Source organism: Neobacillus sp. NRS-1170 (genome assembly GCF_050468025.1).
Genome location: NZ_JBITPF010000029.1, coordinates 37,536 through 63,270 on the forward strand (window position 1 = coordinate 37,536; position 25,735 = coordinate 63,270).

Consider the following 25,735-nt stretch of genomic DNA (forward strand, 5'->3'; position numbering starts at 1 on the left):
CTCCTTTTTAATATTTCAGCCATCCTCTAAGTCTTGAAGCTTCAGCTAATTTCTGAATTCCTTCGATATAAGCTGCAATTTTTAAATTAACACTATATTTTTTGGAGGTGTTAAAAACATTTAGGAAACTCTGAGTAATTTTTTCTTTGAGTCTTTTATCAACGGTTTCCTCCGTCCAGTAATATCCCTGGTTGTTCTGGCACCACTCGAAGTAAGAAACGATCACGCCGCCTGAATTTGCGAGTATATCTGGTACAACGAGAATCTCTCGTTCGTCGAGAATTTCCAGCGCTTCTTTTGTCGTTGGCCCGTTCGCCGCCTCGATAATAATATTGCAGTTCAGGCGGCTGGCATTTTGTTTATGAATCACCCCAGAAATCGCAGCTGGAATCAAGACATCGCATTCTTTTTCTAATAATTCTTGGTTTGTCATCGATCTATTAAAGCGATTTGATACAATCCCAAACGAGTCTCTATTTTCAAGGAGGTATGGGATATCAAGGCCGTTTTCATCATATAAACCGCCTAGAACATCACTAATCCCGACAACTTTAGCTCCTAGATCATATAAATATTTCGCTAAGTAACTGCCTACATTGCCAAATCCTTGAATGATGATTTTCAGGTCCTTTACTGGCTTTTTCTTTAATTCGCAAACCATCTCAAGGGTGTACAAAACGCCTTTCGAGGTGGCTGTTTCTCTTCCTTTTGAGCCGCCTAATGCAATGGGCTTTCCTGTGATAAAACCTGGTGAATCAAATTCGCGGATATGGTCGTATTCATCGAGCATCCACGCCATAATTTGCGAGTTTGTATACATATCCGGTGCGGGGATATCCTTGGTCGGCCCCACAATTTGGCTGACTGCTCTAACATAGCCCCTGCTGAGGCGTTCCAGTTCGTCAAGGCTCATTATTCGGGGATCGCAGACAATCCCGCCCTTTGCCCCGCCGTATGGAAGATCGGTTATCCCGCATTTTAGGCTCATCCAGCCCGCTAATGCTTTTACCTCTTCAGGGGTAACATCTGGGTGGAAGCGTATTCCGCCTTTTGTCGGACCTGATGCATCATTATGCTGGGCCCGGTATCCTTGAAAAATTTCTGTTTGCCCGTTGTCCATTCTAACGGGAATACTTACTTCTAAAAATCTCATCGGCTTCTTTAAAAATTCAAAGACCTGCGGAGGATAATTTAGGATTTGAGCAGCCTCACTGAGTATTTCCTGAAACTCAAATAAAGAGTTATCCATTTCCTTTAATACCTCGCTCTTTTTCAAATCTAAAGAATCGATTGCCATCATAACACCTCATTTTTTGTTGTTACCTATGGTAAAAGCAAGATTCGTGCCAACTTAAGAAAGGGGCTATATTGCTACTTTTTTTGAAAAAGAATTTAGGTATTATGAAAAAGTGACTGACTTTATTCATTTCTGCATAATTGGTTTTTCGTATCCTGATGAGGGGTTTTCGGGCTGATGGTATACTTGAGTTTTAAATTTTCCTGTGGTGGGTAGATTCATCGATTTAAGTAGCTTTTGTCCAATATGGGGAGAGTCGATATGTAGAAATTGGCAGAATTCCGTTTTTGTTATCCAAGGCTTGATTAATAGAAAATAATCATGGATGGCTTGAATATGTGCTTTATTGGATTGAGCATTTCACTTCGGACAATTCCATTTTCCTCTTTTATAAACCATTAGTATGGCGCAACTTTCAGGGCACTGTACACCGGTTAGAATATCATTAGGAGATAAATGGTAGGTTTTTAGGATATCAGGGTTATCTGGTGTGTGGTTGGACAAGAGGAGACGCTTTATTTTGTTAAGCTCTTTTTTGTTTAGTTTGTCTACTTTATAATATTTTTCTATTTGATTTATTTTCTCTAAGAGGTTTTCGCTATTACAAATATGTTGAGTAATCTGTTCATTTCTAATTTCTGTTCTTATGATGGTTCTTTCATTACTATTTATAAAAAAATAAAGAATAGGGATATCGCTGCAATTATGTTCCAGCAGCCAATTTTTTAGCTTTCTTGCCTGAAGTTTTGCTTGTAAAACGGGATTTTTGATTCTTTCTTCATTCCCATTTCTTTTGCAGGTGGTTTGATTATGATCCTTTTCAAAGGATAATTCTCCAGACATGTTTTTGACCTAAAGAACGATCCCAAAGGCGGAACATAATAGAAAAAAATCCATTTGGAAGTAATATTGCCGATATAAAAGGCGAAGTCCATGAAATATTAGATATTTTGAGTCGGATAGCATACTTAAGTAGAAGCCTAAAGATTTCTCTCCGCGAAAACCAGCCATTCTGCCTTTAAAATCTGCCATAACTTCAGGCCATTTTGGATGAAAAGTGGATAATCTCCTAGTAAGTGCCTCCAGTTTTTCAATTCTTGGTGTTATTTGAATTTCTTTAGCGAACAAAATACCACACCCTTTCATTTTTCCACTAATTTCTTGCTCTTTCTTCCAATTTCCTGCAATAATCGACAATAATTGTGAGCACTTTTTGAATTTTCATATTTCTTTTGGATAGGGAAAATTGTTACTCGCCTTTTTGAAGGTTTTACTCGCTAAAAAGTACCATTTACTCGCCAAAATTACATTTTACTTGCCGATTTTCATTAAATACTCGCGAATCTTTCCCTTTTACTCGCCATCCCCTACCTCTCCCCACAAAACACCCAAAAGCCAGGCATCAAGCCTGGCTCAGGTAACTTTCACTTATAAAGAAGTAGGTTTCTCCGCTTCATCAAAATGAAGATCCACAATACTCGTTTTGGAGATTTTGGTTTTAAAGGCTAAATAGATTAACCCGATGACAATCCAAGCAATTCCTCCGATGAGGGCATCCGCTTGGAGGTTGTACCACAAAATCCCCGTGGTACCTGCCCCAAGGATAGGCATTACCAGAAAGGAGAAAATATCTTTACCAGTTTTGTATCTTTTTTGACGGAAAACGAAATGGGCAATAACCGACAAATTAACAAAGGTAAACGCAATCAACGCCCCAAAGTTAATAAAGGAAGAAATGAGCTCAAGGCTAGGTGCTATCGCTAGCAATGATACTACTCCAACGAGAATGACATTAAAGGCAGGTGTCAGGAATTTCGGATGAACCGAACCAAATAGCCTTTTCGGAAGGACACCGTTACGTCCCATTACATATAACAGACGTGCCACACTCGCATGGGATGCCAGCCCGGAAGCGATAGTTGCTGCAAACGCACCTGCAAGAAAAACTAGTTTAAAAATCGTTCCACCAACAAACAAGCCAATTTCAGGTAACGTATCATCCGTTACTTTAAACCCTGAAACGTCTGGGAATAAAGCTTGGGCGAAGTAACCACAGATAAAAAAGATGGCGCCGCCGATTAAGACCGTTAACATAATCGCCTTCGGCATTGTTTTTATATCAGTGGCCTCCTCAGCGTACATCGTGACGGCATCGAAACCAATAAAAGAAAAACAAACAACTGTAGCACCAGTCAAAACAGCACCAAGATGGACATTGGAATGAATAAGCGGTTCCGTAGTGAATATCGTGCCTTGCCCCATTCCTTGGGATAGCTTCACAAAAGCGAGGACTATAAAAGCACATATTAATACAACTTCAAAAATTACAAGAAGGGAATTCAAATTTGAGGTTTTACTCATACTCCATACGTTAATGCCGGTAACGACGGCGACATAACAGACCACCCAAATCCATGCTGGAACCGAAGGAAAGACGGATACCATATAAATTCGGATAATCAAGGCATTCACCATGGGTAAGAGGATATAATCAAGCAATGCTGCCCAGCCAACGATAAATCCAAGATGGGGGCTCATTGTTTCTTTCGTATACGTATAGGCAGATCCAGCGCTTGGAAACACTTGGACCATTTTTCCATAACTAATCGCTGTAAACAACATAACAGCTAATGCCGTTAGATAGGCAAGGGGAACAACACCATTTGTTTCTTCAGAAACGATCCCGAATGTATCAAACACAATAGTAGGGGTCATATAGCCTAATCCAAGACCAACTATGGCCCAGAGTCCAAGTGAACGTTTAAGGGTTACATTCTCCAATTTGAACAACTCTCCTTTTTTAAAAAAAATTAATGTAAGCAGTTTCATTTTTGTTCAAATCAATATGAATACAAATAGAACCTCCCCTTTAAAATAATTATATTACTATTCAAAATAGTTGCAATTTTCATGCCAAAAATTTTTAACTAAGGAAATAATAAAATAATCCTAAAATCTATGAAATTTTGCATAATCTAATCTTATTTGCATAGTCAAGAGCATCAAAAAAGCCTTCAATCTATAAATGATTGAAGGCTTAAAAGCTCATTATGCTTCTTCTGCTTTAAATTGCGGCGGAGCTGCCCGGAATGCTTTTGTTAGATAGAGCAAATAGACAAAGCCTACCCCAAACCATATAAGGCCCATGGTCAAGGAACTTATTTCAAGATTTACCCACAGGATTCCTACTGCGGCGGCCCCAATTAATGGCATGATGACGTAATCAAAAAATCCCTTTGGAGACCGATGCATTTTTTGCCGGATTGCAAAATGACTAATAACCGAAAGATTTACAAAAGTAAATGCCATAAGGGCACCAAAATTTATTAACGACGTAGCAGTGACCAAATCAAAGAACCAGGCAGATAAGGAGATGACACCGACAAAAATAACATTAAATGCCGGCGTCCTCCATTTTGGATGGACAAAGCCGAACCACTTCTCCGGAAAGACCTTATCCCGCCCCATGACATATAGTAGTCGTGATACACTTGCATGTGAAGCAAGCCCGGATGCCAGAGTATTGACAAAGGTTGTACATAAGAAAATCGATTGAAACAGCTTCCCCCCCACATACAGAGCGATTTCCGGCAGGGCTGCATCGGGATTTTTGAATCTTGAAATATCAGGGAAGAATAACTGAATAAAGAACGATGTGGTGATAAAGATGACTCCCCCCCATAAAGCTGTTAAAAGGATCGCTTTTGGAATTGTTTTTTCAGGATTTGGCGTTTCCTCAGAGAGGGTTGTAACCGCATCAAAACCAAGAAAGGAAAAACAGAGAATCGTTGCTCCTGTAATTAGGATTGGGATGTTCATCCCTTCTACAAAAAAAGGCTTCAAGCTGAGGACGGTTCCGGCTCCTTCGCCTCCATTCAGCCCTCTAACGACAAGGATGATAAAGACGATCATAATCATGATTTGCACGGCCACAAAAATCGTATTAAAATTTGCCAGGATATTAACGCTTCGTAAATTAAGAAAGGTAACGATTCCGACAAACGCTAATACCCAGATAAAATCAGGAACGGATGGAAACAAAGCATTTAAGTACAGTTTGGTTAATAAAGCGTTGACCATCGGTAAAAATAAATAATCAAGTAAAGAGGACCAGCCAACAAGGAATCCTAAATGACTGTTTATTGCCTTTTGCGTATAAGTATAGGCCGAACCCGCCTGGGGAAAAACCTTTACCAGTTTGCCATAGCTTGCCGCCGTGAAAAGCATACCAATCAATGCAATAATATAGGCGCTTGGCACGTGACCATTGGTTATCCCTGAAACAATCCCAAACGTATCAAATACAACCATGGGGGTCATATATGCAAGCCCCATAATAACAACCTGCCAAAGCTTTAACGATCTTATCAACTTTACGCCATTTTCCACCTATCATACCTCCCCTTTTTTAAACCGCTTTCTATTTAAGAGAACCCCTTTGTCGTTTTTTTAAAATTTTTTATTCCCCCTTATTTTTAAAATCAGTATGTAAGATTGCAATTTCCGTGCCAATCATGAAGAGTTCCTTCCTTTCATTTGGCATAAAACTTGCATCATTTAATTTAGAAAAAGCAGAAATGGGGGAATCTAAATATGCAATATCCTTTATCACCAGACGTAAAACCTGAATTTTGTACGACAGGCACGTTTATGAGACTGCCTTCCGCAAGAGAAAATGCGAAATTAGCAATTGTCGGTATGCCGTTTGATACTGCCGCATCCTTCCGTGTTGGGGCCCGCTTCGCACCGCAGGCCATTCGTCAGGCATCGATGACCTTATTCCCGTATCATCCGATTCACAAGGTGTATCCGTTTGATGATTGCAATGCCATTGATATTGGCGATGTTTCCGTGATCCCTCATAATATCCATCGCAGCTACGAGGTCATTGAAAAAGCAGTCATTGAATTGATGGAAAAAGGAATCATTCCCATTGGGCTTGGCGGGGATCACTCTGTGACGTTGGCCAACTTAAGAGCAGCTGCCAAGGTGCACGGACCAGTTGCCTTAATTCATTTTGATTCCCATACCGATACGTGGGATACCTATTATGATGAAAAATATTGGCACGGTTCTCCTTTCATCCGAGCCTATGAAGAAAATCTGCTTATTCCAGATAAGGTATTTCAGGTTGGGATTCGCGGTACACTCAACCATCCAGGCGATATTGATGCTAGTAAAGACTTGGGCTACCATGTAATTACCACACCTGAATTAAAAGAACGTGGAATGGAGGATATTATTAGAGAAATCAAACAAAAAATTGGGGATACTCCTTGCTTCCTTAGCTTTGATATTGATTTTGTCGATCCTTCCTGTGCTCCCGGAACCGGGACACTTGAGGTCGGCGGATTAAATAGCTTTGAAACCCTACAAATTATCCGTGCCCTAACAGATTTTAATTTTATAGGTTTTGACTTAGTCGAAGTGCTGCCGCCATACGACCCAACACAAATTACTTCCCTGCTCGCTGCCACTATCATTCATGATTTTGCTAGTTTAGTAGCTCTTAAAATAAATAAATAAATACAAAAAAGCAGTGGATTCCCATTTGGAATCCACTGCTTTTTTGTATAAAAATCTATTTTTTTTGGAATGTTAATGATTATCTTGCAAATCGATGATTTCCAATTGTAACGGTAACAGGGCGTGATAGAATCCACTGACTTTGCGCTGTTTTAGGGTTGTAGAAAAATAATGAGCCGCTTCCTTTTCCGCTAAAAGCGATTGCTTCATTAACCGCTCTCTTTGAAGCATAATCAGCTGGCTGATTAATTTGACCGTTTTGGACAGGTGTAAATGCATAATGCCCATTTGCTATTTGATAGATAACTCCACGAACTGTGTTTGGGAAGTCAGGGCTTTTTACTCTATTTAAAATGACTGTAGCAACTGCTACTTTCCCAGCATAAGGCTCTCCCACTGCTTCTGCACGGACAAGTCGTGCCATTAGATCTTTCTCTGCTGCTGTATAAGGAGAGTTCGGGATCAGCATATTTTGTCCTGTATATAATGGCTTAGAATGATTAGCCGACATTAAACTATTTAAAGGTACACCAAAACCTTTTGCAATTTTCCAATAAGTTTCTCCAGACTGAATTTTATGAGTTGTCGTAGCCGCTTCTGTTTTTCCATTTATCGTAAATGCTGACATTGATAAGATAAGACCAGCTGCAATTACTAGTTTTTTAAATTTGTTCATTTGAAAACCTCCTAGATTAGTAGCTCGTTTCTCTACAACTAATGCTACCAGTTGTAACATACGAATTCATTAGCCAAAAAATGGATTACAGAAACTAGCAAAGAGACCGATTGATATCAAAGCGTTTCTCACAAAAATGGAAGGTCTAACCAATTCACCTCAAACTCCATATAAATGCTTTATTGGATAATAAAGGGGGTATTATTACATTTTGTTTCAGCCATGTAACATAGTAAATGAAAAACTTTCACCAATCTGACAACAATTCCCTTGAAATCATACAGGATTTCACGTGTATCTTTGGAAATAATATAACGAGATGATATAAAGGAGGATTTCTTATGAAAAATCAATTAGTGGACGTACTTAACAAACAAATTTCCAATTGGTCTGTATTGTATATGAAGTTACATAACTATCATTGGTACGTGAAGGGCGGGCAATTTTTCACACTTCACGCCAAATTTGAAGAGTTCTATAATGAGGCTGGGCTCCATGTCGATGAATTGGCAGAACGGTTGCTCGCAATTGGAGGTAATCCTGTCGCAACCATGAAAGAATGCCTCGAAATCTCATCTATCCAAGAAGCAACAGGCGCAGAATCAGCTGAAGAAATGGTTCAATCGATTATTAACGACTTTTCGATCATCATTGGTGAAATAAAAGAAGGAATGAGTTTAGCTGGTGAGTTAGATGATGAAACCACCGGCGATATGCTGCTCGCAATCCATTCAGGCTTAGAGAAGCATGTTTGGATGCTGACAGCATTCCTTGGAAAAACACTTTAATTAACTTAAAGTCCAACAATTAATTGTTGGACTTTTTTAAATTAGAATTATTATTAAAAAGGTTTGACTTTTATTTAGTATTAATATTATTATTGTAATTAAGAAAAAGTTTTAGGAGGTACCCCTGAATGCCCAAACATGAGGTCATCGTATATAGCAGCACAGGCTGCCCTTATTGTGAAAAAGTAAAATCGTATCTAAAAGAAAAGGGAATTGAATTTGAAGAACGAAATGCCTCGATTCATAAAGAATATTTTGAGCAGTTAAAGGAACGGAAAATTTTCGGAACACCTGCAACCTTTATTAATGGAAAGCTTGTTTTAGGCTTCCAGGAGAAAAAATTTATTAAACTTCTTGGGTTGTCAGAAGAGGACAAGCCAGTATCATCGGCACCCCCGCAACCTGAAAGTGAAGAATCCATTTTCCAGCCAGTTAATGAAAAGATCCTTGAAGAAGTCTATGACTTTGTAACCATTGGCGGAGGACCTGCTGGAGCATCTGCTGCTGTTTATGCTGCCCGTGGTAAATTAAAAACCCTTGTTATTGATAAGGCACCAAAGGCAGGAACTTTAGCGATTACTCATAAAATCGCTAACTATCCAGGGGTGCGTGAAGAAGTAACAGGTCTTGAATTACTGACACGAATGCAAGCACAAGCAAAAGACTTTGGAGCAGAATTCGTTCGCTCTACTGTTCTTTCCGTTGATTTTTCAAATGAAATCAAAATGATAGAGGTAGCTGAAGGAACGATTAAGGCTAAAAGCGTTTTTATTGCCGTTGGCGCAAAAGCTCCATCCAGTAAGATTAATGGTGAAGAAGAATTCACCGGTCGCGGGGTCAGCTATTGTTCAACCTGTGATGCTGCCTTTTATCAAGATCAGGTTGTCGCTGTTGTTGGTGATAATGACGAGGCTATTCATGAGGCAGAAACACTTGCAAAGTATTGCAAAACTGTTAAATTATTAATTCCTACGGAACAGTTAAAGGGGGAAACCGACCTTTCACCCCTGGAAGATAATCCAAAGGTCGAAATCTATCGACGTCACCGAGTCAGAGAAATCACTGGTACAGATAGTGTAGAGAAATTAGTTGTTCTAAATGATAAAAAAGAAGTGGAAACATGGAATGTCGATGGTATTTTCTTATATCTTGGCGGAATGAAACCGGGGACTGATTTCCTCAATAGAGCCGTCATGAGAGATGAAGAAGGTTATGTGATCGTTGACGACCATCTTCGTACAAATGTTGATGGAGTGTTTGCAGGCGGGGACGCTAGAAGAACACCGATTAAACAAGCCGTTATTTCTGCAGCTGATGGTGCGATTGCTGCATTAAGTGCCGAACAGCACGTCAACAAACGATCAAAACTAAGACCGCAATATAGCTAATTTCAATCTTTTTTCTGCGAATCAACGTTTGTCCATTTCATTTTTCTCCTATTTGCATAAATTGTAATTATTAAATAGGAGGTGACTTTGAAATGGGACACAGTAGCACAAGCTTTGCGCTAATCGTTGTGTTGTTTATCCTTTTAATCATTGTTGGTGCATCTTGGATGTACTAATCATGGCAATGGCCATTACACCTTAATAAAAAGAGGGTGGTAAAATCTCATGGTTTTACTGCTCTTTTTTTTTCTTTTTCAAGTTCTTTGTTGAAAAAAACATAAACAAAAAAACGGCCAATATAATGTAATAATGCATTTAAGAGGAGGGGTTTAAATGGTACAGCAAGGTTTTAACGGAATGGATACACAAAATCCAATGTTAATTGCCCCTGAAACGTTTGCAGCACCACCTGAATCACTAACCGAACAAATGTTTATCGAGAGATCGTTAATCGAAAATAAATTTTGGCTGAGAATTATGAAAGAGCATTCCTATTTTTTAGGTGAAGGATTTAGCCGGAAAGACAGGCAACTAATTCAACAAACTGACCGTTTTTATCATTATTTTGAGGAGCAGGAAAAACGAGCCTATCAAACCCCCAATAATGTAACCGCTGTTCGGAAGTTAAATGAGGATTCGATTCAGCTTGTATTAGGATTGCGAAATTTCAAACGCAACTTGCTGATTATGATCATTAATTGCCAGGTTATGGGTTTTAACTTCCCGCTTCTTGTTGATCATACGGCGCGCGAGGCAGAGTATTTTATGAGAACGTTGAAAAAGTTTAATGAAGGGATATTAGACCCTATCCAGGATGCGATTATTAAAGAAAATGTCTTTTGGCTAAAAATCATGATGGAGCACTCACGTTTTATTGCCTCCCTGCTTGATCAATCGGAACGGAATTTAGTTAAAGCAGCACTAAAATTTGGCGATGATTTTGAAGTTCTCCTTAACCAGGCAAGAGACGTGGAATCGATGCTGTATAAGAAAAAACCAACCTACCCGATAATTGGCAAGCTTAATAAAGATAGTGAAACTGCAGCACATGAGATTCGTGCCTTTAAACAGGCCGGACTAGATTTCATTAAAAACTGTCAAATTAAAAATGTCATTGATCCGCTGCTTGCTGACCATGTAGTTAGGGAAGCTGACCATTTCTTGCAAATGGTTCATGTTTTAGAACAACGATTAAAAGTCAAACAACAAGAACAACAGCATATGTAGGAAAAAAAAGAGACTATCCTTGGATAGTCTCTTCCTCCTTTTGACTGCGAGCGAGGATTACTAAGCTAATCGTTATGGTAATAAAAGCAATCAGCGCTAAGAGAGGAATCGTTATAAATCCCAGCCAATTGATATAGTCCTTTGAACAGGGAACCCCGCTTGTACACATTTCAAACTGTTGTAAATAGGGAATCTTTTGCAATAAAGTATGGTAGCCTGATATTAGGATTCCGATGAGTGACAGCGGCAGTACATATTTATAAATTCCTCTATCGTTTCGGTAGACAGCAATTCCCAATATGATGGCTAGCGGATACATGAATATCCGCTGGTACCAGCAAAGCGTACAAGGAACGAAGTGCATGACTTCACTAAAGTACAAGCTTCCAAGTGTTGCAATTATAGCAGCAATCCACGAGACCACTAAGGATTTATTCATGCTATTTCCCCTTCGCGGCTTTATCAACCATCTTTTTTAAATCGTCCATACTTCCGCCTTCAAACTTCTTGCCATTTACAAAAATGGTTGGCGTGCCTGTTACACCTAATTTTTCAACATAATCCATATCCTTTTTCCAGGCAGCATCTGATTTCTTGACCTGGAAGTTTTGGACAACCTTATCCACTTCTTTGTCGCTGGCTACTTCTTTCAACGTATCTGTTAAGAATTTTTCTGTATATAAATCGATTTTTTCAAATTTAGTATCTTCTGGCTGTTTTTTGTAAAGAAGATCATGGAACTTCCAAAACTTATCGTTTCCTAATTCCTGATAAACAGATTCCGCAAATTTAGCAGAGCGCTCAGAATCAACATTGATAAACGAATCATTCATAAAATACAATTTAGCCTTTCCAGTATCCACCAAATCTTTTTGAATCAGAGGAATTACTTGATCAGCAAAGTTTTTACAATTTGGGCATTTATAGTCGCCGAATTCAATGATAGAGACGGGTGCGGATTTATCGCCCTGGAATGGCTGATTAGCGTAATCAATTTTTTCGGATGTTGTATTGTCCTGATCCTTATTATGATTTCCGAATAAAATAAGTGCCAATATTCCAACGGCAACTAGACCGACTACCCAGAAAATAAACATCGATGATGAATTCTTATTAGTTTTCGTGTATTTTTTGTTATTTGCCATAAACAGACTCCTTATGTAAATTGTTGTCCTTGATAGTATAAATATTACCTATCCTTTTCAATAATGCAAATAAAAGATATCAATTCTGAGCATTAGGATGAGCTTATTAACAATAATAGGATAATATAAGAAGGGATTCTAAATTATATAACTAATTGGAGTTGGTATAATGACAAGAAACGATAAATACATAGGTTATATTGGAACTTATACAAAAGGTGACAGTAAGGGTATTTACAGGTTTTCACTTGATGCCGCAGCAGGGGTAATTGCAGAAGTGGAAGTTGCAGCGGAATTAGAGAATCCTACCTATTTAACCATCAGCAATGACAATCGATATCTTTATTCTGTGGCAAAAGAAGGAAAATCCGGCGGAGTTGCCGCTTTTTCTATAAGTGAAACAGGCGGCCTGACTGCGATTAATAGTGAAGGCTCCGAGGGATCTTCCCCATGCCATGTTAGTGTGGATAGTCAAAACCGCTATGTGTTCAGCGCAAATTATCATAAGGGGCAGGTAGAATCCCAACCCATTAATCAAGAGAATGGTTCTGTTCGACCTGCGGTTTCAGTCGTGAAGCATGAAGGACGGGGACCAGATCCAAGACAGGATAAACCCCATACCCATTATGCGGGACTCACCCCTGATGAAAAATACCTGGCTGTTGTGGAATTAGGGATTGATGCACTCATAACCTATGAAATCAGTGCTGAGGGGAAATTATCAGAGGTTAGCCGTTTACCATTAAAGGCAGGCAGCGGGCCAAGACATCTGGTTTTTCATCCGAATGGAACAATTGCGTATGTCATGACTGAATTCAGTTCAGAGGTTATTGTTTTAACCTATCATCCTGAAAATGGACATTTTACCGAAAAACAATATATCTCAACACTTCCTGATGATTTTAAGGAGAATAATCAAGGCAGTGCGATTCATATTTCCTCTGACGGCCGTTTTGTTTATGCTGGTAACCGGGGTCATAACAGCATCGCTGTATTTAGAGCAGATATATTTTCCGGTGAGTTGAGCTTTATCGAGCATACATCTACCGAAGGGGATTGGCCGAGAGATTTCGCTTTAGATCCAACGGAGAAATTCATCGTAGCCTCCAATCAGGAATCGAGCAATCTTGTGTTGTTTGCCCGAGATGATGCTACTGGAAGATTAACGCTTCTTAATTCTGATATTGTTGTTCCTCATCCGGTTTGTGTGAAGTTTTTATAGAAAGTTAAAAAACCAGGTTTAAAATTCTTTTAAAGTTCCTTATGATTTAATACAACCCAAGGAGCTTTCCTTGGGCCTATTTACTTACTTATTTTCAGTCTTGCTACTGTTACAACAAGAATTCCTCCATCGAATTAATTAGCAAAGATTCATGCATCTGTTAATGCGATCACCTCAGAGGTGTAGACAGATATACACAAGGAATAGTGATATGGAATACACACCTGTGGTAGCCGGTAAAGTTGGATGAATAGTTGTTGCTAGTGGTAAAACGAGAATTTTGCAACCAAAGGGAGCAATTGAAGCATAATCACCACTAGCAGAATTTTATTCATAATACAACTTGCTTATATTTATTATCAATAACTCGGCATGGTACTCCTACAGCAGTACAGTTATTAGGCAAATTCTTAAGTACCACAGAGTTCGCTCCGACCATAACTTCATTGCCAATAGTTATCTCACCAACAACAACTGATCCAGCGTACAGTGTTACATTATTTCCGATTTTCGGTACAATTTTGCTAAAATTATTTTCTCCAACTGTAACATTCTGAAATACACGTAAGCCTGTACCTGCTGTAATTGCACCAATAACGACACCAACAGTGTGATACATAAAGAAATTACTACCGATGTCAGCTGCTGGTGAGATGTCACAAGAATGTAACAATATATTTAGATACCAAAAAAATTTAGCAAATACCTTTAGCTTATGTTGATGACACCATGAACTTAATCTAAAAATAAATACTGCTCTTGAACTAGTTCCAATTAACAAACGACCCATTAAAGTAAGTTTGTTAATCCCCTTAAAATCTTGAAAAATATACATTAGATTAACCCCCATTTCTATTTCGGATTCTTCTTCTGCAATCTCCAGGATTTACGACACATATCTTCTATTCAAGCCCTGGAACCGATCCTTATTCACAAAAAACCCTAAGATTAACCAAAAATAGGGAGCCACGGAAATGACGCTTATATTAAAAAATCCCTGTACCAGATATCCAACAATAGCCGCCAGCATGCCAATGGAGAACAACTTCTGGTCAATATCCAATTGTTTTACTTGTCTAATCCCTTTAATCACGATGATTGACAAGATTAGTAAATAGTTTAATAATGCCGGCACCCCCATTGTAAAGGCTATTTGTAAATAATCATTGTTTTCGTCATAAATTTCATTCCCTGAACCTAAATAGTTTTTTATTATTTTTGAATCCTGTGAATAAAAAACATCTTCAAATGTATTCGGACCATTTCCAAGCCATAAATGGTTTGAAATAAGAGGGAGAGAAATTTGCCAAATATCCAAACGGGAAGAACCTGCAGAACTTGCATCTTTATTGATGATGATTTTATGAATATCATTCGTAATCGTTAAAGCTCGAGAAAAGTACCCCTGGTGAGAAGCCAGATCAGAGATAGTAAAGATGAAACAAGCTGAAATTATAATAAAGACCAATTTCCTCCAAATCTCTCTCCTATTCAAGACGACCCAAACTAAAATAATAGTTAAACTGATAACTATTCCCAGCCAAGCACTCCTAGTCTGTGACTCAATTAAAGAGAGAAACTGAAAACATAAAATAAAAAAATAAAGAACTCTCCATTTCCTCTCTTGTGATAAGAAATAGTTTGTAATGGTTAAAGGAATGACCAATACCAAATAGGAACCAAAATAGTCCGGATTATCAAAAAAGGAATAAGTCCTTTGACCAAATAGTAACTTATTAACTGAATCCTGAGGCAAAATACTTAGATGATAATACTGAATTACACTATAAAAAGAAGCAAAGAATGAACTTATGATAATAACTTTGCTAAGCCTTTCTAAATGCACTGAATATAATCGAGAAGCCAAACTAAATAATATAATATAGGAAAGCATGATAAGTAATCCTTGGTGCTCTGTCCCCTCTCCAACCCAAGATATTTTGATGGAATGAAGAGTTGAGAAAAAGAGCAGGCATAAAAAAGCAACCAAAAGTGCGTCCAGTTTTTCTAATTTCCAAATCAACTTATTTTTCCCCAACCAAACTCTTAAAAGGTGAAAAAGACTAAGAAGAAGAATACATCCTATGAAATAATAGGCTTTTGCATTCGCATAATAATAAGATTCTCCCCAGGGATAAATGAGAAATACATATATACCAAAAAAGGAATAAAATAATGAATAGTACGCTTTATCCATTGAATAGACCATTAGGAACCCACCAGTGTCCTAGAACCCAACTTTACTTTATTTGTAAAATACTTAATAACATTATTATCAGTGGTCTCGTCAAATTTTCTTGCAAAAAACTGATTTGAGTCCTCAATAAAACTTATATCTTTGGTTGTTAAACACACCGGAGAATTTGTTTCACTTAACGTCTCTCCCATTCTCAAATACACGAGGTTATTTGAAACCACTTCTGATTGAAAATGCGAGTTCATTATAATTGTGTGAAAAAACCATTCATCAGGAATTAACGTGTTTTCAAAATATTTATAGTACCATTTATTTTCATTTAGGAAATCAATGATATATGCGGCTACATTAAGAGGTATGTTAAACCATTGAGAACCACAATAAAACTTAAAATCTTCCGGCCAATATTTCGTGTTAGGAAATAAATTGATTCCTTTTCTATACAAGTCTTGTAAAATTCGTCGATAAATTCTATAAGGATGCATATTGTTGTACCTTCTGATTGTAACTTTTGGCCAATTAATCTTCATTGCACCTAAATTTTTATATGATATATTTCTAATATCCAAAAATACACTATTCCTATTTTCATCTAAAAATTCTTTGAATCCCTCCTTGACTAATAAATCTTGACCGCTTCTTAAACAAATAAAGTCATAGTTTTTTTTGGAAGCTAACACTTCTTTTAAAAGAAGGATAGTTGTATCAACTTGACTGATGTCACCCCATTCACAATTAATGCAATTTTCAAGTATCTTTACATTTGGACTTTTTACTATTTTGTTATACATGTATTTATAACTCTTTTGATCAATGTGTACATAAACATCAGCTAGTTTTTCATGTATTAATTGGTTTATAAATAAATTAACTTGTTCCGGATTCTTATGAACTTGTAAAATAAATGCTGTACTTGGAATTGAAATCATTTTCTTCACTCCATTAAACATATTATTTTTTTATAATAAATAGATTTGTTCTTTTTAGAGTATTTTTTAGATATGAAAAATCACTTACTTAATGGTTATAATTTGAATAGAACTGTAAGTTTTATCATTTACAACCAAGTTTTGAATGGGTCTGCTTGAATTTGTCGTTCGATTTTTAAATTTATTGAATTGATTTCCTTGAAATACTAAATCCTTAATACTGGACTCTTGATAAAAATCAGTCGACAAAACTCTATCAAAATTGGTAAAGGTATTATTGATAAAATGTGTTTTTTGGATCGATGCTCTCAAAGCCCATAAAAAGATTGCATCCTTATTTCCTTCTCCAATGAAGGTATTCCCTTTTATTAATGTATCTATTGAATCAGTCCGAATCGCAATTGCTGTGTTATCGGTGGTAATTTTATTATCATATATTTCGGTTCCAACTGATTTTCCATATTCACCTTCGATTAAAACCCCGTTTTTCGTGTTAATAATATTTTTGTAAAGTGCTAAATTATCATTTTGAAACCAAATGTTCACATCCTTAGTAGTTATGTCATTATTCTTAATTTTTGCGTCAACTGTCCTAGTGATCGTGATTCTTGTATTCTTACCTTTAACTATATTGTTATGAAATTCAATTCCATGAAACCTTCCACTATCTGTTCCTCCCATAATTTGAATAGAATCGTATTCAGTTGCATTCGTATCAAATGTATTATTATAAATTTTTGCGTTTTGAAGTTGAACCTCTTTAAAAGGCTCGAAGTGTAATGTTGGTCTTCCAATCTCCGATTTGCTGAAATTGTTGAATATATTGATATTGTTTACCTGTTCAATTACTAAATTGGAACGATGATTATTAATTAAAATATTATTGGAAATAATTACATTATTGCTAGCCTTTTTAGACCCCGTAACAGAAATGCCATCTGCAACCGCATTTTGCATTCGGCAATAATCAATTAACACATTATTGCTGTCCCAAATAAAAATGTCATGCATATGTTCGATACCTTTTTTATGTTTTTCATAATTTCCGTCAAACGTTATATTTTGGACTTTTACATTTTTTACTTCGGAGATATTTAATAATCTGGTTTGTTCTTGATCATTTGCATTATCTGTAAGTTTTAATGTCACCAAATCTCGATTTTCACCAATTAAATTCACATTTGACTTTAAATAAAGCGAATTTAATATATAAGTTCCGGCGGGAATATAAACATTCCCCCCTCCATTTTTGCTTGCTTGGTCAATAGCTGTTTGAAATGCATTGGTATCGTCCGTATAGCCATTTCCTGCAGCCCCAATATCCTTAACATCTATTCGGTCGTTTACTCGGGGAAGACTTGGTGTTTCCTGTTTCATACTATTGGGCAAGTCGAATGAAGATGACTTTATATCATTTATTTTCCAGACGATAATTGTGGTCAATAACACAAGAATACAAGCAAGAAATAAAATTGGATTTTTTTTCAAATTATTCCTCCATTCTGAAATTTGAGGAAAATAACATATATTCGAACGGGAATTCTCAAATATGTAGTAAGTTTTTATTTAGATTAAAATAATCCCCGCCTGTCACCCAGGCGGGGATTATTTTATAAAGCTCCAATTTCTTTAAACGAAAATATATTTCGTCAAAATACCGACCTTTATATACTTTTTGTTTGTACGAATAATGTCCTAAATGCCCCCTAAATAACCGCCGGCTCCGATAATGGCAATTTTCCTTACGATATTTCCTCTTTTTCTTTATTCCCCCTAAAACTTTCGACAGTTACATGCCCCTGCTTGTTTATTCCTTCTGATTTAAAAACCTTTATAACAGTAAAAAATAATATTTTGATATCTAACCATAAAGATTGATGGTCTACATACCATACATCTAACTTAAACTTCTCTTCCCAAGTAATAGCATTACGACCATTAATCTGCGCCCAACCTGTAATACCAGGCCGAACATCATGCCTTCTTGCTTGTTCTGGAGTATATAATTGAAGGTATTCCATTAATAGTGGTCTAGGTCCCACTAAACTAATATCTCCTTTAATTATATTAATAAGCTGGGGCAATTCATCTAAACTGGTTTTTCTTAAAAATTTTCCAAAGGAAGTTAAACGAAATTCATCCGGCAGAAGATCACCCTTATTATTTCTGGCATCCGTCATTGTTCGGAACTTATAAATAAAAAAGGGCATCCCATGAAGTCCTGGACGCTGCTGTTTAAATATTATGGGAGAACCTAATTTCCATCTGACCAATAAAGCGACAATTACAATTATTACTGATAATAAAATTAAAAGAAAAAATGAAATAAAGATATCTATTACTCTTTTCATAAGATACCTACCATTCTTATATTCTATTTTTTATCCTCTCTTTGACTTATCCGGGTATTATATATAACGTGAATATATGTCTTCCATTTCACTTAATACATTCATTAAACTGTAATTCTGGATTCTTTGTTGACCATTTTTCCCGTAAACAGTCCTTAATTGTTCATCGTTGATTAAGGTGATAAAGCTTTTACGAAGATGTTCATGATCACCTAGATTGACCACTATTCCGCAGTGACCATTTTCTACTAAGTCTTTTGAGCCTCTTATATTTGTAGTAATAATTGGTTTTGCACAAGCCATTGCCTCCATCAAGCAGCGGGGCAGCCCCTCCTGTTTAGAAACAAGTGTTACAATATCAGAAACGGCAAGAATTTTTGGCACATCACGCCTATGTCCCAAAAGATGAACATTTATCATACCCTGTTCATGAATAAAAGTATTAATTTTATCAAAATCTTTTCCGCTGCCGATTATTAATAAATGAGCATTCGGGCAACAGTTTACAACCTCCTTCCAGTTTTCCAGCAAGAACATTTGGTTTTTTCGGTCTATTAACTCTGCTACACAACTGATAATAACTGCATCTGAGCTCAGACCTAATTCGCTCTTAATATCCATCCCTTTTTCTGTTCTCGGATTGAATTCGTGTAGATTCACACCAACACCGTGGACGCGAAACATATTATCGTTTTCTTTAAATCCAAGCCTTTTACCCAGCTGGTAATCTTCCTCGTTCATCACCAGCAAACCATCTGTCCAGCGTTTAGCCATCTTTTCTGCAGGATAAAAAAGAATCCAATTCTTTCGAGATGCTCCTTTAAAAAAATGAAATCCATGCGCCGTATATAGAACTTTACCTTGGTCATGTTTAGAGGCAACATATCTTGTCAAAAAAGCAGCAGTTGGTGTATGAACATGTATTAAACTAAAATAGTTAACCTGGAATAAGTGATGGAGTTTTTTTATGGCTAATAGATTATTTTTGGAAAATGGTGAACGATCAAATTCGATGTCATGACATATAATCCCCATTTCAAGCAGTTCATCTTTGCTGTTCAAGGAATTACTTCCGGCTGCATGAACTTCATATCCTTTTTCCTGAAACATTTGCATAAAAGGTTTATGAAATGCAGCAAAATGGCCGTAAATCGATGCTACAAATAATACTTTTTTCAATTGATAGCCCTCCATTAAGAAATAATACGACTTTGCAATTTAGTTTGTTGCTTCTCGCTGATCCTGCAAGCCAACACACCTAAGAAAAACCAAAACATTCTGGAATTATTTAAGGAAATGGCAATTGATCCAATTAACAAAATGATTAGTATATCCCTTAATACAAAATTGGTCACATTCTTGATTTTTTTATCAATTGTAACTTTTAACAAAATGGCGGCTAGATACATGAAAAGGATTGTTGCAAATAACCCTCCCCATTCAGAATAGACTTGAATATACGTATTGTGCGCAACCGCCTCAATTCCTGCTATTTTCTCAGATACCGCAGGATACATCCCGATTCCGACACCAAACAGAGGCGATAAACTAATTAGATGAATACCTGCCATCCATATGGGAAGTCTGGATGAACCATTCCCATTTATGGCTTCATCAAAATTGGTGAACAAAAGGGAAATTCTTTGAAATTGTACGAATTTGTCCAAATTTAAATTCAAATTTGAGCCGATTAAAAGTATAGCTACACTTAGGATTGATAGAAATAAAATGGCAGAAAACCAAAATAAAATTGTCCTCAAGCGCATTTTGTTTTTAAATACCTCGCCTAAGCCAAATAGTATTGAATATATGATTAATGTGATAAATCCTGTTTTTGATCCTGATAGAAAAATACTGAGCATCATTATGGCATAAGTAATTATTTTGGCCTTAAGTGAAATATTTTTGGATCGTAAAAAATAAGGAAGTGCGCTAATTTGAATTATCGCAAAATAGTTGGGATCATTCATAAAACCGTTATAACGATCAAATATACCAAAATTATAGATACGAAAAAGAAATTTCATTCCCAGGATATATATGAATATCCCCAATATCCCTGTGAATAGTGCAGCATATGAATACCACTTTAATGATAAGCGGACCATTTTTTCTTGAATAAAATTATATCCTCCTAACATATACATAGATACTGCTGCCAGTTTTATATATTCTTTTATTGTTGAATTTAAGTCTAATGGAATACCAAATTTATAGGGGGTATAGAAAATAGCAGCTGCTACGGTCACAACAGACAAAAACAAAAAATACACGAAGTGATAACCAGGAACTTTGATTCCTTTACAAATCACGAAAAAAAGCAAAAAGGGAATAATTAAATCACTTAATGAAAAATTAATTCCTTTGAATATACTCGTTTGATTTAAAAAAACGGAAAATAAAACCACAAGATAATAAAAGAGGTTCCTTTCCATTTCCTTATGATTAACAGCGGTTAAACTATAGATGTCTCTCCCCCCCCCACATATATTAGGTTTTTGGATATTTCCCCTTTCGTAATTCATTACATTTCTTCGGATGTAACGCCTCTTTTTCTTGAGAGAACCACCTTGCATCTATGGAACACATTTCGGGACATTTTAGGGTCGACAATGATATTGCCGGTCATTATGACCATTAAATTCCAAATGGATAGAATTACGGCATATACAACCCAATCATAAGCATTTTTCGGATTTATTTTTATCAGCCATTGAACAGGAATCACCGCAACTACAGATAAGGCTAAATTGACGCCTAATTTAAAAATGGTAGGTTTTAGTGAACAATTCAATATTTTTCTGGAAGCATAAAAAATGAGATCAACTGTCCGATATATAGAAGAACAAAAAGCACCGATTAATACACCTACTGTTCCAAATTTCTGGATAAAAATTAGAGATGCCACCAGGTTTATTATAGCTTCAGCAATTGCACCATTCCTTGTTTCTTTAAAATGTCCGGCAGAATTAACGAGAGTATAGGCCGGGATTCTAATATTGGTGACAACTGCAGCAACAATAAAGAATATCGCCAAATCAGGTCGTATATAGTTGGCATCTAAAACATCATGAGTATAGATTCTTATAAATGGTATGATAAGCAAAAAAGTTGTTGTAAAGACCCAGGCAATAATCGCATAAAAAATCGATTCAAATATAGTAAAAACTTCAATTACCCTTTGCTTTTCACCCCTTACCAGCAAATCCCCCAAGCCTGCAAATAATGCGCTGGAAAAGGAAGTAAGCAGTAAAAGAATTGCGGAAAACACCATATTATAAGTTGTAAAAACACTGACTTCCTTAAGTCCCAAAAAGATTGTAATGATAATAACCGGGGTATTAAATACAATAAAACCGGCAATTTGTTGAATAAAAACATCCTTGCGTTGAGCTAATACAGCCATATTGGGCTGTTCTTTAAAACTAACGTATGGATAATTTTTCTTGACATATACAAAGACCATAAATGTTCGCGATGCAAACATTAAGGTCGCAATACCATTTACGAGAAGGATATTGAATCCAAACTTAATTAATACTACGTAGGATATCAAATTGATTAGCAGACTTATGATTTGAATATTTGTTAACACATAACCTCTTTGGTCGGCTGTTAGCAATACTTTATATTTGCCGATGATAAAGAAATCTAAAAAATTGCTGCTGCCCAATATCAGAACCAGAAAAAAGGAGATTTTGAAATCGACTTGATGTGCAATAAGAAAAGGGTAAATAAATGCGAGCAGTGTGATTAGACTTAAAAATATATATCCTGCCCGCATGTAAAATATTTTTGTTGAAGAAAGAATCCCATTGGCAGCATCTTTATCATTTGATGCTAATGGCTTTAACAAAGCAGTTACCGAAGAAAGTCCAATTCCAGCTTCAACTATATTAAAAAAATTAAGAAATTGCCTAATTGATAAGATCAGACCGTTCATAATAGAACCATAAAAGGTCATAAACAACCTTGGCAAAACCAGCCAAATCAGCGTATAAACCAATTGGTAAGAAAGATTGGAAATCATAATATAAAAAGCCTTTTTTGTTCTCATGAAATGTGTGCCGCCTTTATTTTATTTAACCGCCAGGTAAAATCATATTTTAACTTTCATTTTTTATTAGATTAATGGACTAAAAGATACCCAAAATCCTTTTTCTAATAGGAACCGGTTCCTGTCTATTAATATGTTGACCGTTAATGAGCAATTCAGCATTTTCTCTGAAATAAAAGGTGCGGTTAATACCGAATTTTTTTGTGACACATTCATAAGCCTCCCATAAGGAGAAGCCCCTTGTATCAGTGTTATGGGCATCTGTTGCAATAAAATGAGCTAAATTATGCTCAATGATTTTTTCAGAAAATGATTTAATCCTTTTACCATAATGACCGAGAATACTGCCAGAAGTAAGCTGTGTCAACGCGCCTTCCTGTATCAGTTCAAAAAGGAGATGACTATCCCCGATCAATGCCCTATTTCTTTCCGGGTGGACAATAATCGGTGTAATCCCTTTTAATAACAGTTCATAAACCACCTCGCGGGCGTATGACGGAACTTCACCTGAAGGAAGTTCTAATAACAAGTATTGCCCCTTATTGCCAAGTGTAAGAACTTCATCCATTTCAATTGACATAAAAATTTCCCGATGCAGTCTTAACTCTTGACCGGGATAGACTATAAGGGGAATATTTTCCTTTTGCAATAACTTATTGAGTTCGAGTATACGATATAATATTTTCTTTTTTGAATTTTCATATTGTCCATTCAAATGGTGTGGAGTTGCAAATAAAGCGGTTATTCCATTTTCTACTGCAGCATTCGCCATGACTAAACAATCATTTATATTTCTGGGACCGTCATCGATTTGCGGAAGAATATGACAATGAATATCAATCATATAAATCAAGCCCCTTTAATAATAGTGAGAATTGCAATAGATTTATTACAAAATGAAAAATCTGTTATGCTTCCTTTAACTGTAATGACCAAAGTAATCATTTTTCTTTGACTCCACCCCATTCACAACTGCACCAAGTATCAGAGTGTTTGTCTTTTCTAATAATTCCTTCGCTTTCATCAGCCTGTCCTTTCTAGTCTTTCCGCTGGCAACAACCATGACGACTCCATCACTTTTACTTGCGATAATCTGTGTATCTGTCACCAAAAGTATTGGCGGAGTGTCCAAAATAATATAATCATATGTTTGTTTTAGCTCATCTATCACCTTTTCCATAGCTTTTGAATCTAATAGATCTGAGGGATTGGGAGGGATGGGTCCGCATGTTAAAATGTCCAAATTTGCTATAATTGTCTTCGAAATTGCCTGCTCCAAGTAAATGTCCTTTGTAAGTACACTTGTCAGCCCATCTAAATTACTAACACCAAATGAATGATGCACAGTGGGCTTCCTTAAATCTGTATCCACAAGTAATACTCGTTTTCCTTGGTTCGCCAGAACAATGGCCAAATTGGCAGACGTTGTAGATTTTCCTTCCGAGGCATCCGGTGAAGTTACAACGATCGTTTTGATATCCTTATCCACCGAGGAAAAGTGTAAATTATTCCGAATTAGCCGATACTGTTCAGCAACTGCTGAATTGGAATCATAATGTGTAATTAAATTTACCACTTTTTTATATTTATTTTTCTCCTGACGTGACAACTGTTTCACTCCCCAATGCAGGTGTAATTGATTTTCTTTTCTCCTTTTTATGAACCATTGACATTTTTTGAATTGACCCTAGAACTGGCAGTCCCAAATCAGCAACATCCTGATCATCCTTTATGGTATTGTCCCAGAATTCCAATAGAAGCGCAGTCCCTAATCCCGCTATGAAACCTAATGCGATGGCAACAAAGATATTTAACAGCGGCTTTGGTTTTACAGGGACAGGATTCTTCTTTACTTCTGCTTTAGCAAGAATAGTCACATTATCGACGTTCATAATGCCTTTGATTTCCTGTTGAAATGTTTCAGACAATGTATTTGCAATTTGAGCAGCTAAACTTGCATTCTCATTTTCTACATTCAAAGTAAAGACTTGTGAATTCTCTTGATTGGTAATGGAAATATCTTTATTCAGTTCCTCGGGATTTTGTGGAAGGTTAAGCTTATTGATGACTTTTTCCAGAATAACCGGACTTTTCATAATATCGCTATACGTATTAATTAAATTTACATTACTCTGCATTAGAGTAAGATCAGGCTGTTTGTCTGCAGTTTTTTGATTAACTAGAATTTGCGTGGATACCTGATAAACAGGTTTCAATACTAAATAAGAAACAGCACCGCTTATTAATGCGGCCGCCAATGTTAAGAGCACAATAAACTTCCAGCGCTTTTTCAAGGTCTTGAATATATCCATTAAACTCACTGTACTATCCATAATGTCCTCCAATTTATTTGTTTCAAAACAGACCATAATAGAACCAGCCAATGTACAGAATTTCATTTATGTTCCGTTTTTGGTTTTTTCCATTTAATAAAAAAGAAAAGAAGTTAAGAAAGCTTAGCTCCCTGGCAGCATTTTTACTCATTAATGTGTACAGTAAAAAAATTGAAAAATGATTTATCTATAGCGTTAAGTTAAATTTATAACAGCACCACAACGGCAACAGCCGTTGTTTTATTATGGGAAATTGAAATTTTATATTCTTGAATATTCATTTTTTTTGAATATTCAAGAGATCTATTGTGAAGTATCAGAAAAGGCATTCCATTTTCATTATTTAAAATTTCAATATCACTTGGTTGAATAAATTCATTAAATCCGCTTCCGAGTGCCTTTACCGTAGCTTCTTTTGCTGCAAATTTACCAGCTAGACTTTCTATTTTCCTTTTTGCTCCAAGCTTATTTGCAACATCTAACTCATTTTTAGTGAAAATATTCAATAGAGATTTTTCATAATCAAGAAGCTTAGAAATTCTATTTGTTTCAATAATATCAATGCCTATATACATAGAAAATTTCCCCAATCCAATTTA

26 protein-coding genes are annotated in these 25,735 nt (G+C 36.3%); 6 read left to right on the forward strand and 20 right to left on the reverse strand.

Annotated features, from left to right (window positions below; all coding sequences use genetic code 11):
- Nucleotides 1-7: 7 nt before the first annotated feature.
- The 5 genes from ACIFOT_RS13540 to ACIFOT_RS13560 all read right to left on the reverse strand — a co-directional run bounded on the left by ACIFOT_RS13540 (nt 8) and on the right by ACIFOT_RS13560 (nt 5,686).
- On the reverse strand, nt 8-1,297 hold the full coding sequence (locus ACIFOT_RS13540) for a Glu/Leu/Phe/Val family dehydrogenase (RefSeq protein ID WP_430065469.1): 1,290 nt from the start codon (nt 1,295-1,297) through the stop codon (nt 8-10).
- Nucleotides 1,298-1,657: 360 nt separating this feature from the next.
- Nucleotides 1,658-2,140: a hypothetical protein gene (locus ACIFOT_RS13545; protein ID WP_430065267.1), complete on the reverse strand. Its 483-nt coding sequence runs from the start codon at nt 2,138-2,140 to the stop codon at nt 1,658-1,660.
- Between the two features lie 9 nt (nt 2,141-2,149).
- Entirely contained in the window at nt 2,150-2,494 is a 345-nt protein-coding gene (locus ACIFOT_RS13550; RefSeq protein ID WP_430065269.1) for a nuclease-related domain-containing protein, read from the reverse strand.
- A gap of 231 nt (nt 2,495-2,725) precedes the next feature.
- Nucleotides 2,726-4,126 (reverse strand): APC family permease, encoded by a 1,401-nt coding sequence (locus ACIFOT_RS13555; protein ID WP_430065271.1) that lies wholly within the window; start codon nt 4,124-4,126, stop codon nt 2,726-2,728.
- A gap of 219 nt (nt 4,127-4,345) precedes the next feature.
- The gene (locus ACIFOT_RS13560; protein ID WP_430065273.1) at nt 4,346-5,686 is read right to left on the reverse strand and encodes an APC family permease; all 1,341 of its coding nucleotides are present in this window, start codon (nt 5,684-5,686) and stop codon (nt 4,346-4,348) included.
- A gap of 204 nt (nt 5,687-5,890) precedes the next feature.
- Between ACIFOT_RS13560 and speB the strand changes: the two genes are divergently transcribed.
- Nucleotides 5,891-6,823, forward strand: a complete 933-nt coding sequence (speB, locus tag ACIFOT_RS13565; RefSeq protein WP_430065275.1) for an agmatinase — start codon at nt 5,891-5,893, stop codon at nt 6,821-6,823.
- A gap of 79 nt (nt 6,824-6,902) precedes the next feature.
- On the opposite strand, the gene ACIFOT_RS13570 is transcribed toward speB, so the two are convergent.
- Nucleotides 6,903-7,499 carry a cell wall hydrolase gene (locus tag ACIFOT_RS13570; RefSeq protein ID WP_430065277.1) on the reverse strand — a complete coding sequence of 199 codons (597 nt, stop codon included), beginning with the start codon at nt 7,497-7,499 and terminating at the stop codon, nt 6,903-6,905.
- A 341-nt stretch (nt 7,500-7,840) separates the two neighbouring features.
- Here ACIFOT_RS13570 and ACIFOT_RS13575 point away from each other — a divergent pair, with 341 nt between their 5' ends.
- From ACIFOT_RS13575 to ACIFOT_RS13590, 4 genes are all read left to right on the forward strand, one after another.
- Complete coding sequence (locus ACIFOT_RS13575; protein WP_430065279.1) at nt 7,841-8,287, forward strand: Dps family protein; 447 nt, start codon at nt 7,841-7,843, stop codon at nt 8,285-8,287.
- Between the two features lie 128 nt (nt 8,288-8,415).
- Nucleotides 8,416-9,675 (forward strand): FAD-dependent oxidoreductase, encoded by a 1,260-nt coding sequence (locus tag ACIFOT_RS13580; protein ID WP_430065281.1) that lies wholly within the window; start codon nt 8,416-8,418, stop codon nt 9,673-9,675.
- Nucleotides 9,676-9,767: 92 nt separating this feature from the next.
- Nucleotides 9,768-9,851, forward strand: a complete 84-nt coding sequence (locus ACIFOT_RS13585) for a YjcZ family sporulation protein (RefSeq protein WP_223592253.1) — start codon at nt 9,768-9,770, stop codon at nt 9,849-9,851.
- Nucleotides 9,852-10,008: 157 nt separating this feature from the next.
- Complete coding sequence (locus ACIFOT_RS13590; protein WP_430065283.1) at nt 10,009-10,902, forward strand: DUF2935 domain-containing protein; 894 nt, start codon at nt 10,009-10,011, stop codon at nt 10,900-10,902.
- A 13-nt stretch (nt 10,903-10,915) separates the two neighbouring features.
- Here the strand turns inward: ACIFOT_RS13590 and ACIFOT_RS13595 are convergent, their stop codons facing one another.
- Both ACIFOT_RS13595 and ACIFOT_RS13600 read right to left on the reverse strand, forming a co-directional pair.
- Nucleotides 10,916-11,341 carry a disulfide oxidoreductase gene (locus tag ACIFOT_RS13595; RefSeq protein WP_430065285.1) on the reverse strand — a complete coding sequence of 142 codons (426 nt, stop codon included), beginning with the start codon at nt 11,339-11,341 and terminating at the stop codon, nt 10,916-10,918.
- Nucleotide 11,342: 1 nt separating this feature from the next.
- Nucleotides 11,343-12,047, reverse strand: coding sequence for a DsbA family protein (locus ACIFOT_RS13600; RefSeq protein WP_430065288.1), 705 nt, complete (start codon nt 12,045-12,047; stop codon nt 11,343-11,345).
- 169 nt (nt 12,048-12,216) lie between these two features.
- Between ACIFOT_RS13600 and ACIFOT_RS13605 the strand changes: the two genes are divergently transcribed.
- A complete protein-coding gene (locus tag ACIFOT_RS13605) occupies nt 12,217-13,269 on the forward strand; it encodes a lactonase family protein (protein WP_430065290.1) in 1,053 nt (350 codons plus the stop codon).
- Nucleotides 13,270-13,600: 331 nt separating this feature from the next.
- Here ACIFOT_RS13605 and ACIFOT_RS13610 read toward each other — a convergent pair whose 3' ends face one another.
- The 12 genes from ACIFOT_RS13610 to acpS all read right to left on the reverse strand — a co-directional run bounded on the left by ACIFOT_RS13610 (nt 13,601) and on the right by acpS (nt 25,711).
- Nucleotides 13,601-14,104 carry a serine O-acetyltransferase gene (locus ACIFOT_RS13610; RefSeq protein ID WP_430065292.1) on the reverse strand — a complete coding sequence of 168 codons (504 nt, stop codon included), beginning with the start codon at nt 14,102-14,104 and terminating at the stop codon, nt 13,601-13,603.
- A gap of 51 nt (nt 14,105-14,155) precedes the next feature.
- The gene (locus ACIFOT_RS13615) at nt 14,156-15,478 is read right to left on the reverse strand and encodes an O-antigen ligase family protein (protein ID WP_430065294.1); all 1,323 of its coding nucleotides are present in this window, start codon (nt 15,476-15,478) and stop codon (nt 14,156-14,158) included.
- Entirely contained in the window at nt 15,478-16,395 is a 918-nt protein-coding gene (locus tag ACIFOT_RS13620; RefSeq protein ID WP_430065296.1) for a beta-1,6-N-acetylglucosaminyltransferase, read from the reverse strand. The genes ACIFOT_RS13615 and ACIFOT_RS13620 overlap by 1 nt, the downstream gene beginning before the upstream one ends.
- A gap of 84 nt (nt 16,396-16,479) precedes the next feature.
- Complete coding sequence (locus ACIFOT_RS13625) at nt 16,480-17,883, reverse strand: glycosyl hydrolase family 28-related protein (RefSeq protein WP_430065298.1); 1,404 nt, start codon at nt 17,881-17,883, stop codon at nt 16,480-16,482.
- Nucleotides 17,884-18,137: 254 nt separating this feature from the next.
- Nucleotides 18,138-18,746 (reverse strand): sugar transferase, encoded by a 609-nt coding sequence (locus ACIFOT_RS13630; protein ID WP_430065300.1) that lies wholly within the window; start codon nt 18,744-18,746, stop codon nt 18,138-18,140.
- 57 nt (nt 18,747-18,803) lie between these two features.
- The gene (locus tag ACIFOT_RS13635) at nt 18,804-19,925 is read right to left on the reverse strand and encodes a glycosyltransferase family 4 protein (protein WP_430065302.1); all 1,122 of its coding nucleotides are present in this window, start codon (nt 19,923-19,925) and stop codon (nt 18,804-18,806) included.
- A gap of 14 nt (nt 19,926-19,939) precedes the next feature.
- A complete protein-coding gene (locus ACIFOT_RS13640) occupies nt 19,940-21,019 on the reverse strand; it encodes an O-antigen ligase family protein (protein WP_430065304.1) in 1,080 nt (359 codons plus the stop codon).
- Between the two features lie 251 nt (nt 21,020-21,270).
- A complete protein-coding gene (locus ACIFOT_RS13645; RefSeq protein WP_430065306.1) occupies nt 21,271-22,803 on the reverse strand; it encodes a lipopolysaccharide biosynthesis protein in 1,533 nt (510 codons plus the stop codon).
- Nucleotides 22,804-22,882: 79 nt separating this feature from the next.
- Nucleotides 22,883-23,647, reverse strand: a complete 765-nt coding sequence (locus tag ACIFOT_RS13650; protein ID WP_430065308.1) for a tyrosine-protein phosphatase — start codon at nt 23,645-23,647, stop codon at nt 22,883-22,885.
- Nucleotides 23,648-23,722: 75 nt separating this feature from the next.
- On the reverse strand, nt 23,723-24,412 hold the full coding sequence (locus tag ACIFOT_RS13655) for a CpsD/CapB family tyrosine-protein kinase (RefSeq protein WP_430065311.1): 690 nt from the start codon (nt 24,410-24,412) through the stop codon (nt 23,723-23,725).
- Nucleotides 24,390-25,136 (reverse strand): YveK family protein, encoded by a 747-nt coding sequence (locus ACIFOT_RS13660; RefSeq protein ID WP_430065313.1) that lies wholly within the window; start codon nt 25,134-25,136, stop codon nt 24,390-24,392. Before ACIFOT_RS13660 ends, ACIFOT_RS13655 begins: the two co-directional genes overlap by 23 nt.
- A gap of 206 nt (nt 25,137-25,342) precedes the next feature.
- Entirely contained in the window at nt 25,343-25,711 is a 369-nt protein-coding gene (gene acpS / locus ACIFOT_RS13665) for a holo-ACP synthase (protein ID WP_430065315.1), read from the reverse strand.
- Between the last annotated feature and the right edge of the window lie 24 nt (nt 25,712-25,735).

Bases quoted from the DNA above. Each gene is read 5' to 3' on its own strand.
- ACIFOT_RS13545 (WP_430065267.1), bottom strand. From the start codon at position 2,140: ATGTCTGGAGAATTATCCTTTGAAAAGGATCATAATCAAACCACCTGC.
- ACIFOT_RS13660 (WP_430065313.1), bottom strand. From the start codon at position 25,136: ATGGATAGTACAGTGAGTTTAATGGATATATTCAAGACCTTGAAAAAG.
- speB (WP_430065275.1), top strand. From the start codon at position 5,891: ATGCAATATCCTTTATCACCAGACGTAAAACCTGAATTTTGTACGACA.
- ACIFOT_RS13575 (WP_430065279.1), top strand. From the start codon at position 7,841: ATGAAAAATCAATTAGTGGACGTACTTAACAAACAAATTTCCAATTGG.
- ACIFOT_RS13650 (WP_430065308.1), bottom strand. From the start codon at position 23,647: ATGATTGATATTCATTGTCATATTCTTCCGCAAATCGATGACGGTCCC.
- acpS (WP_430065315.1), bottom strand. From the start codon at position 25,711: ATGTATATAGGCATTGATATTATTGAAACAAATAGAATTTCTAAGCTT.
- ACIFOT_RS13590 (WP_430065283.1), top strand. From the start codon at position 10,009: ATGGTACAGCAAGGTTTTAACGGAATGGATACACAAAATCCAATGTTA.
- ACIFOT_RS13555 (WP_430065271.1), bottom strand. From the start codon at position 4,126: ATGAAACTGCTTACATTAATTTTTTTTAAAAAAGGAGAGTTGTTCAAA.
- ACIFOT_RS13615 (WP_430065294.1), bottom strand. From the start codon at position 15,478: ATGGTCTATTCAATGGATAAAGCGTACTATTCATTATTTTATTCCTTT.
- ACIFOT_RS13540 (WP_430065469.1), bottom strand. From the start codon at position 1,297: ATGGCAATCGATTCTTTAGATTTGAAAAAGAGCGAGGTATTAAAGGAA.
- ACIFOT_RS13620 (WP_430065296.1), bottom strand. From the start codon at position 16,395: ATGATTTCAATTCCAAGTACAGCATTTATTTTACAAGTTCATAAGAAT.
- ACIFOT_RS13605 (WP_430065290.1), top strand. From the start codon at position 12,217: ATGACAAGAAACGATAAATACATAGGTTATATTGGAACTTATACAAAA.
- ACIFOT_RS13580 (WP_430065281.1), top strand. From the start codon at position 8,416: ATGCCCAAACATGAGGTCATCGTATATAGCAGCACAGGCTGCCCTTAT.
- ACIFOT_RS13630 (WP_430065300.1), bottom strand. From the start codon at position 18,746: ATGAAAAGAGTAATAGATATCTTTATTTCATTTTTTCTTTTAATTTTA.
- ACIFOT_RS13595 (WP_430065285.1), bottom strand. From the start codon at position 11,341: ATGAATAAATCCTTAGTGGTCTCGTGGATTGCTGCTATAATTGCAACA.
- ACIFOT_RS13600 (WP_430065288.1), bottom strand. From the start codon at position 12,047: ATGGCAAATAACAAAAAATACACGAAAACTAATAAGAATTCATCATCG.
- ACIFOT_RS13645 (WP_430065306.1), bottom strand. From the start codon at position 22,803: ATGAGAACAAAAAAGGCTTTTTATATTATGATTTCCAATCTTTCTTAC.
- ACIFOT_RS13610 (WP_430065292.1), bottom strand. From the start codon at position 14,104: ATGTATATTTTTCAAGATTTTAAGGGGATTAACAAACTTACTTTAATG.
- ACIFOT_RS13570 (WP_430065277.1), bottom strand. From the start codon at position 7,499: ATGAACAAATTTAAAAAACTAGTAATTGCAGCTGGTCTTATCTTATCA.
- ACIFOT_RS13585 (WP_223592253.1), top strand. From the start codon at position 9,768: ATGGGACACAGTAGCACAAGCTTTGCGCTAATCGTTGTGTTGTTTATC.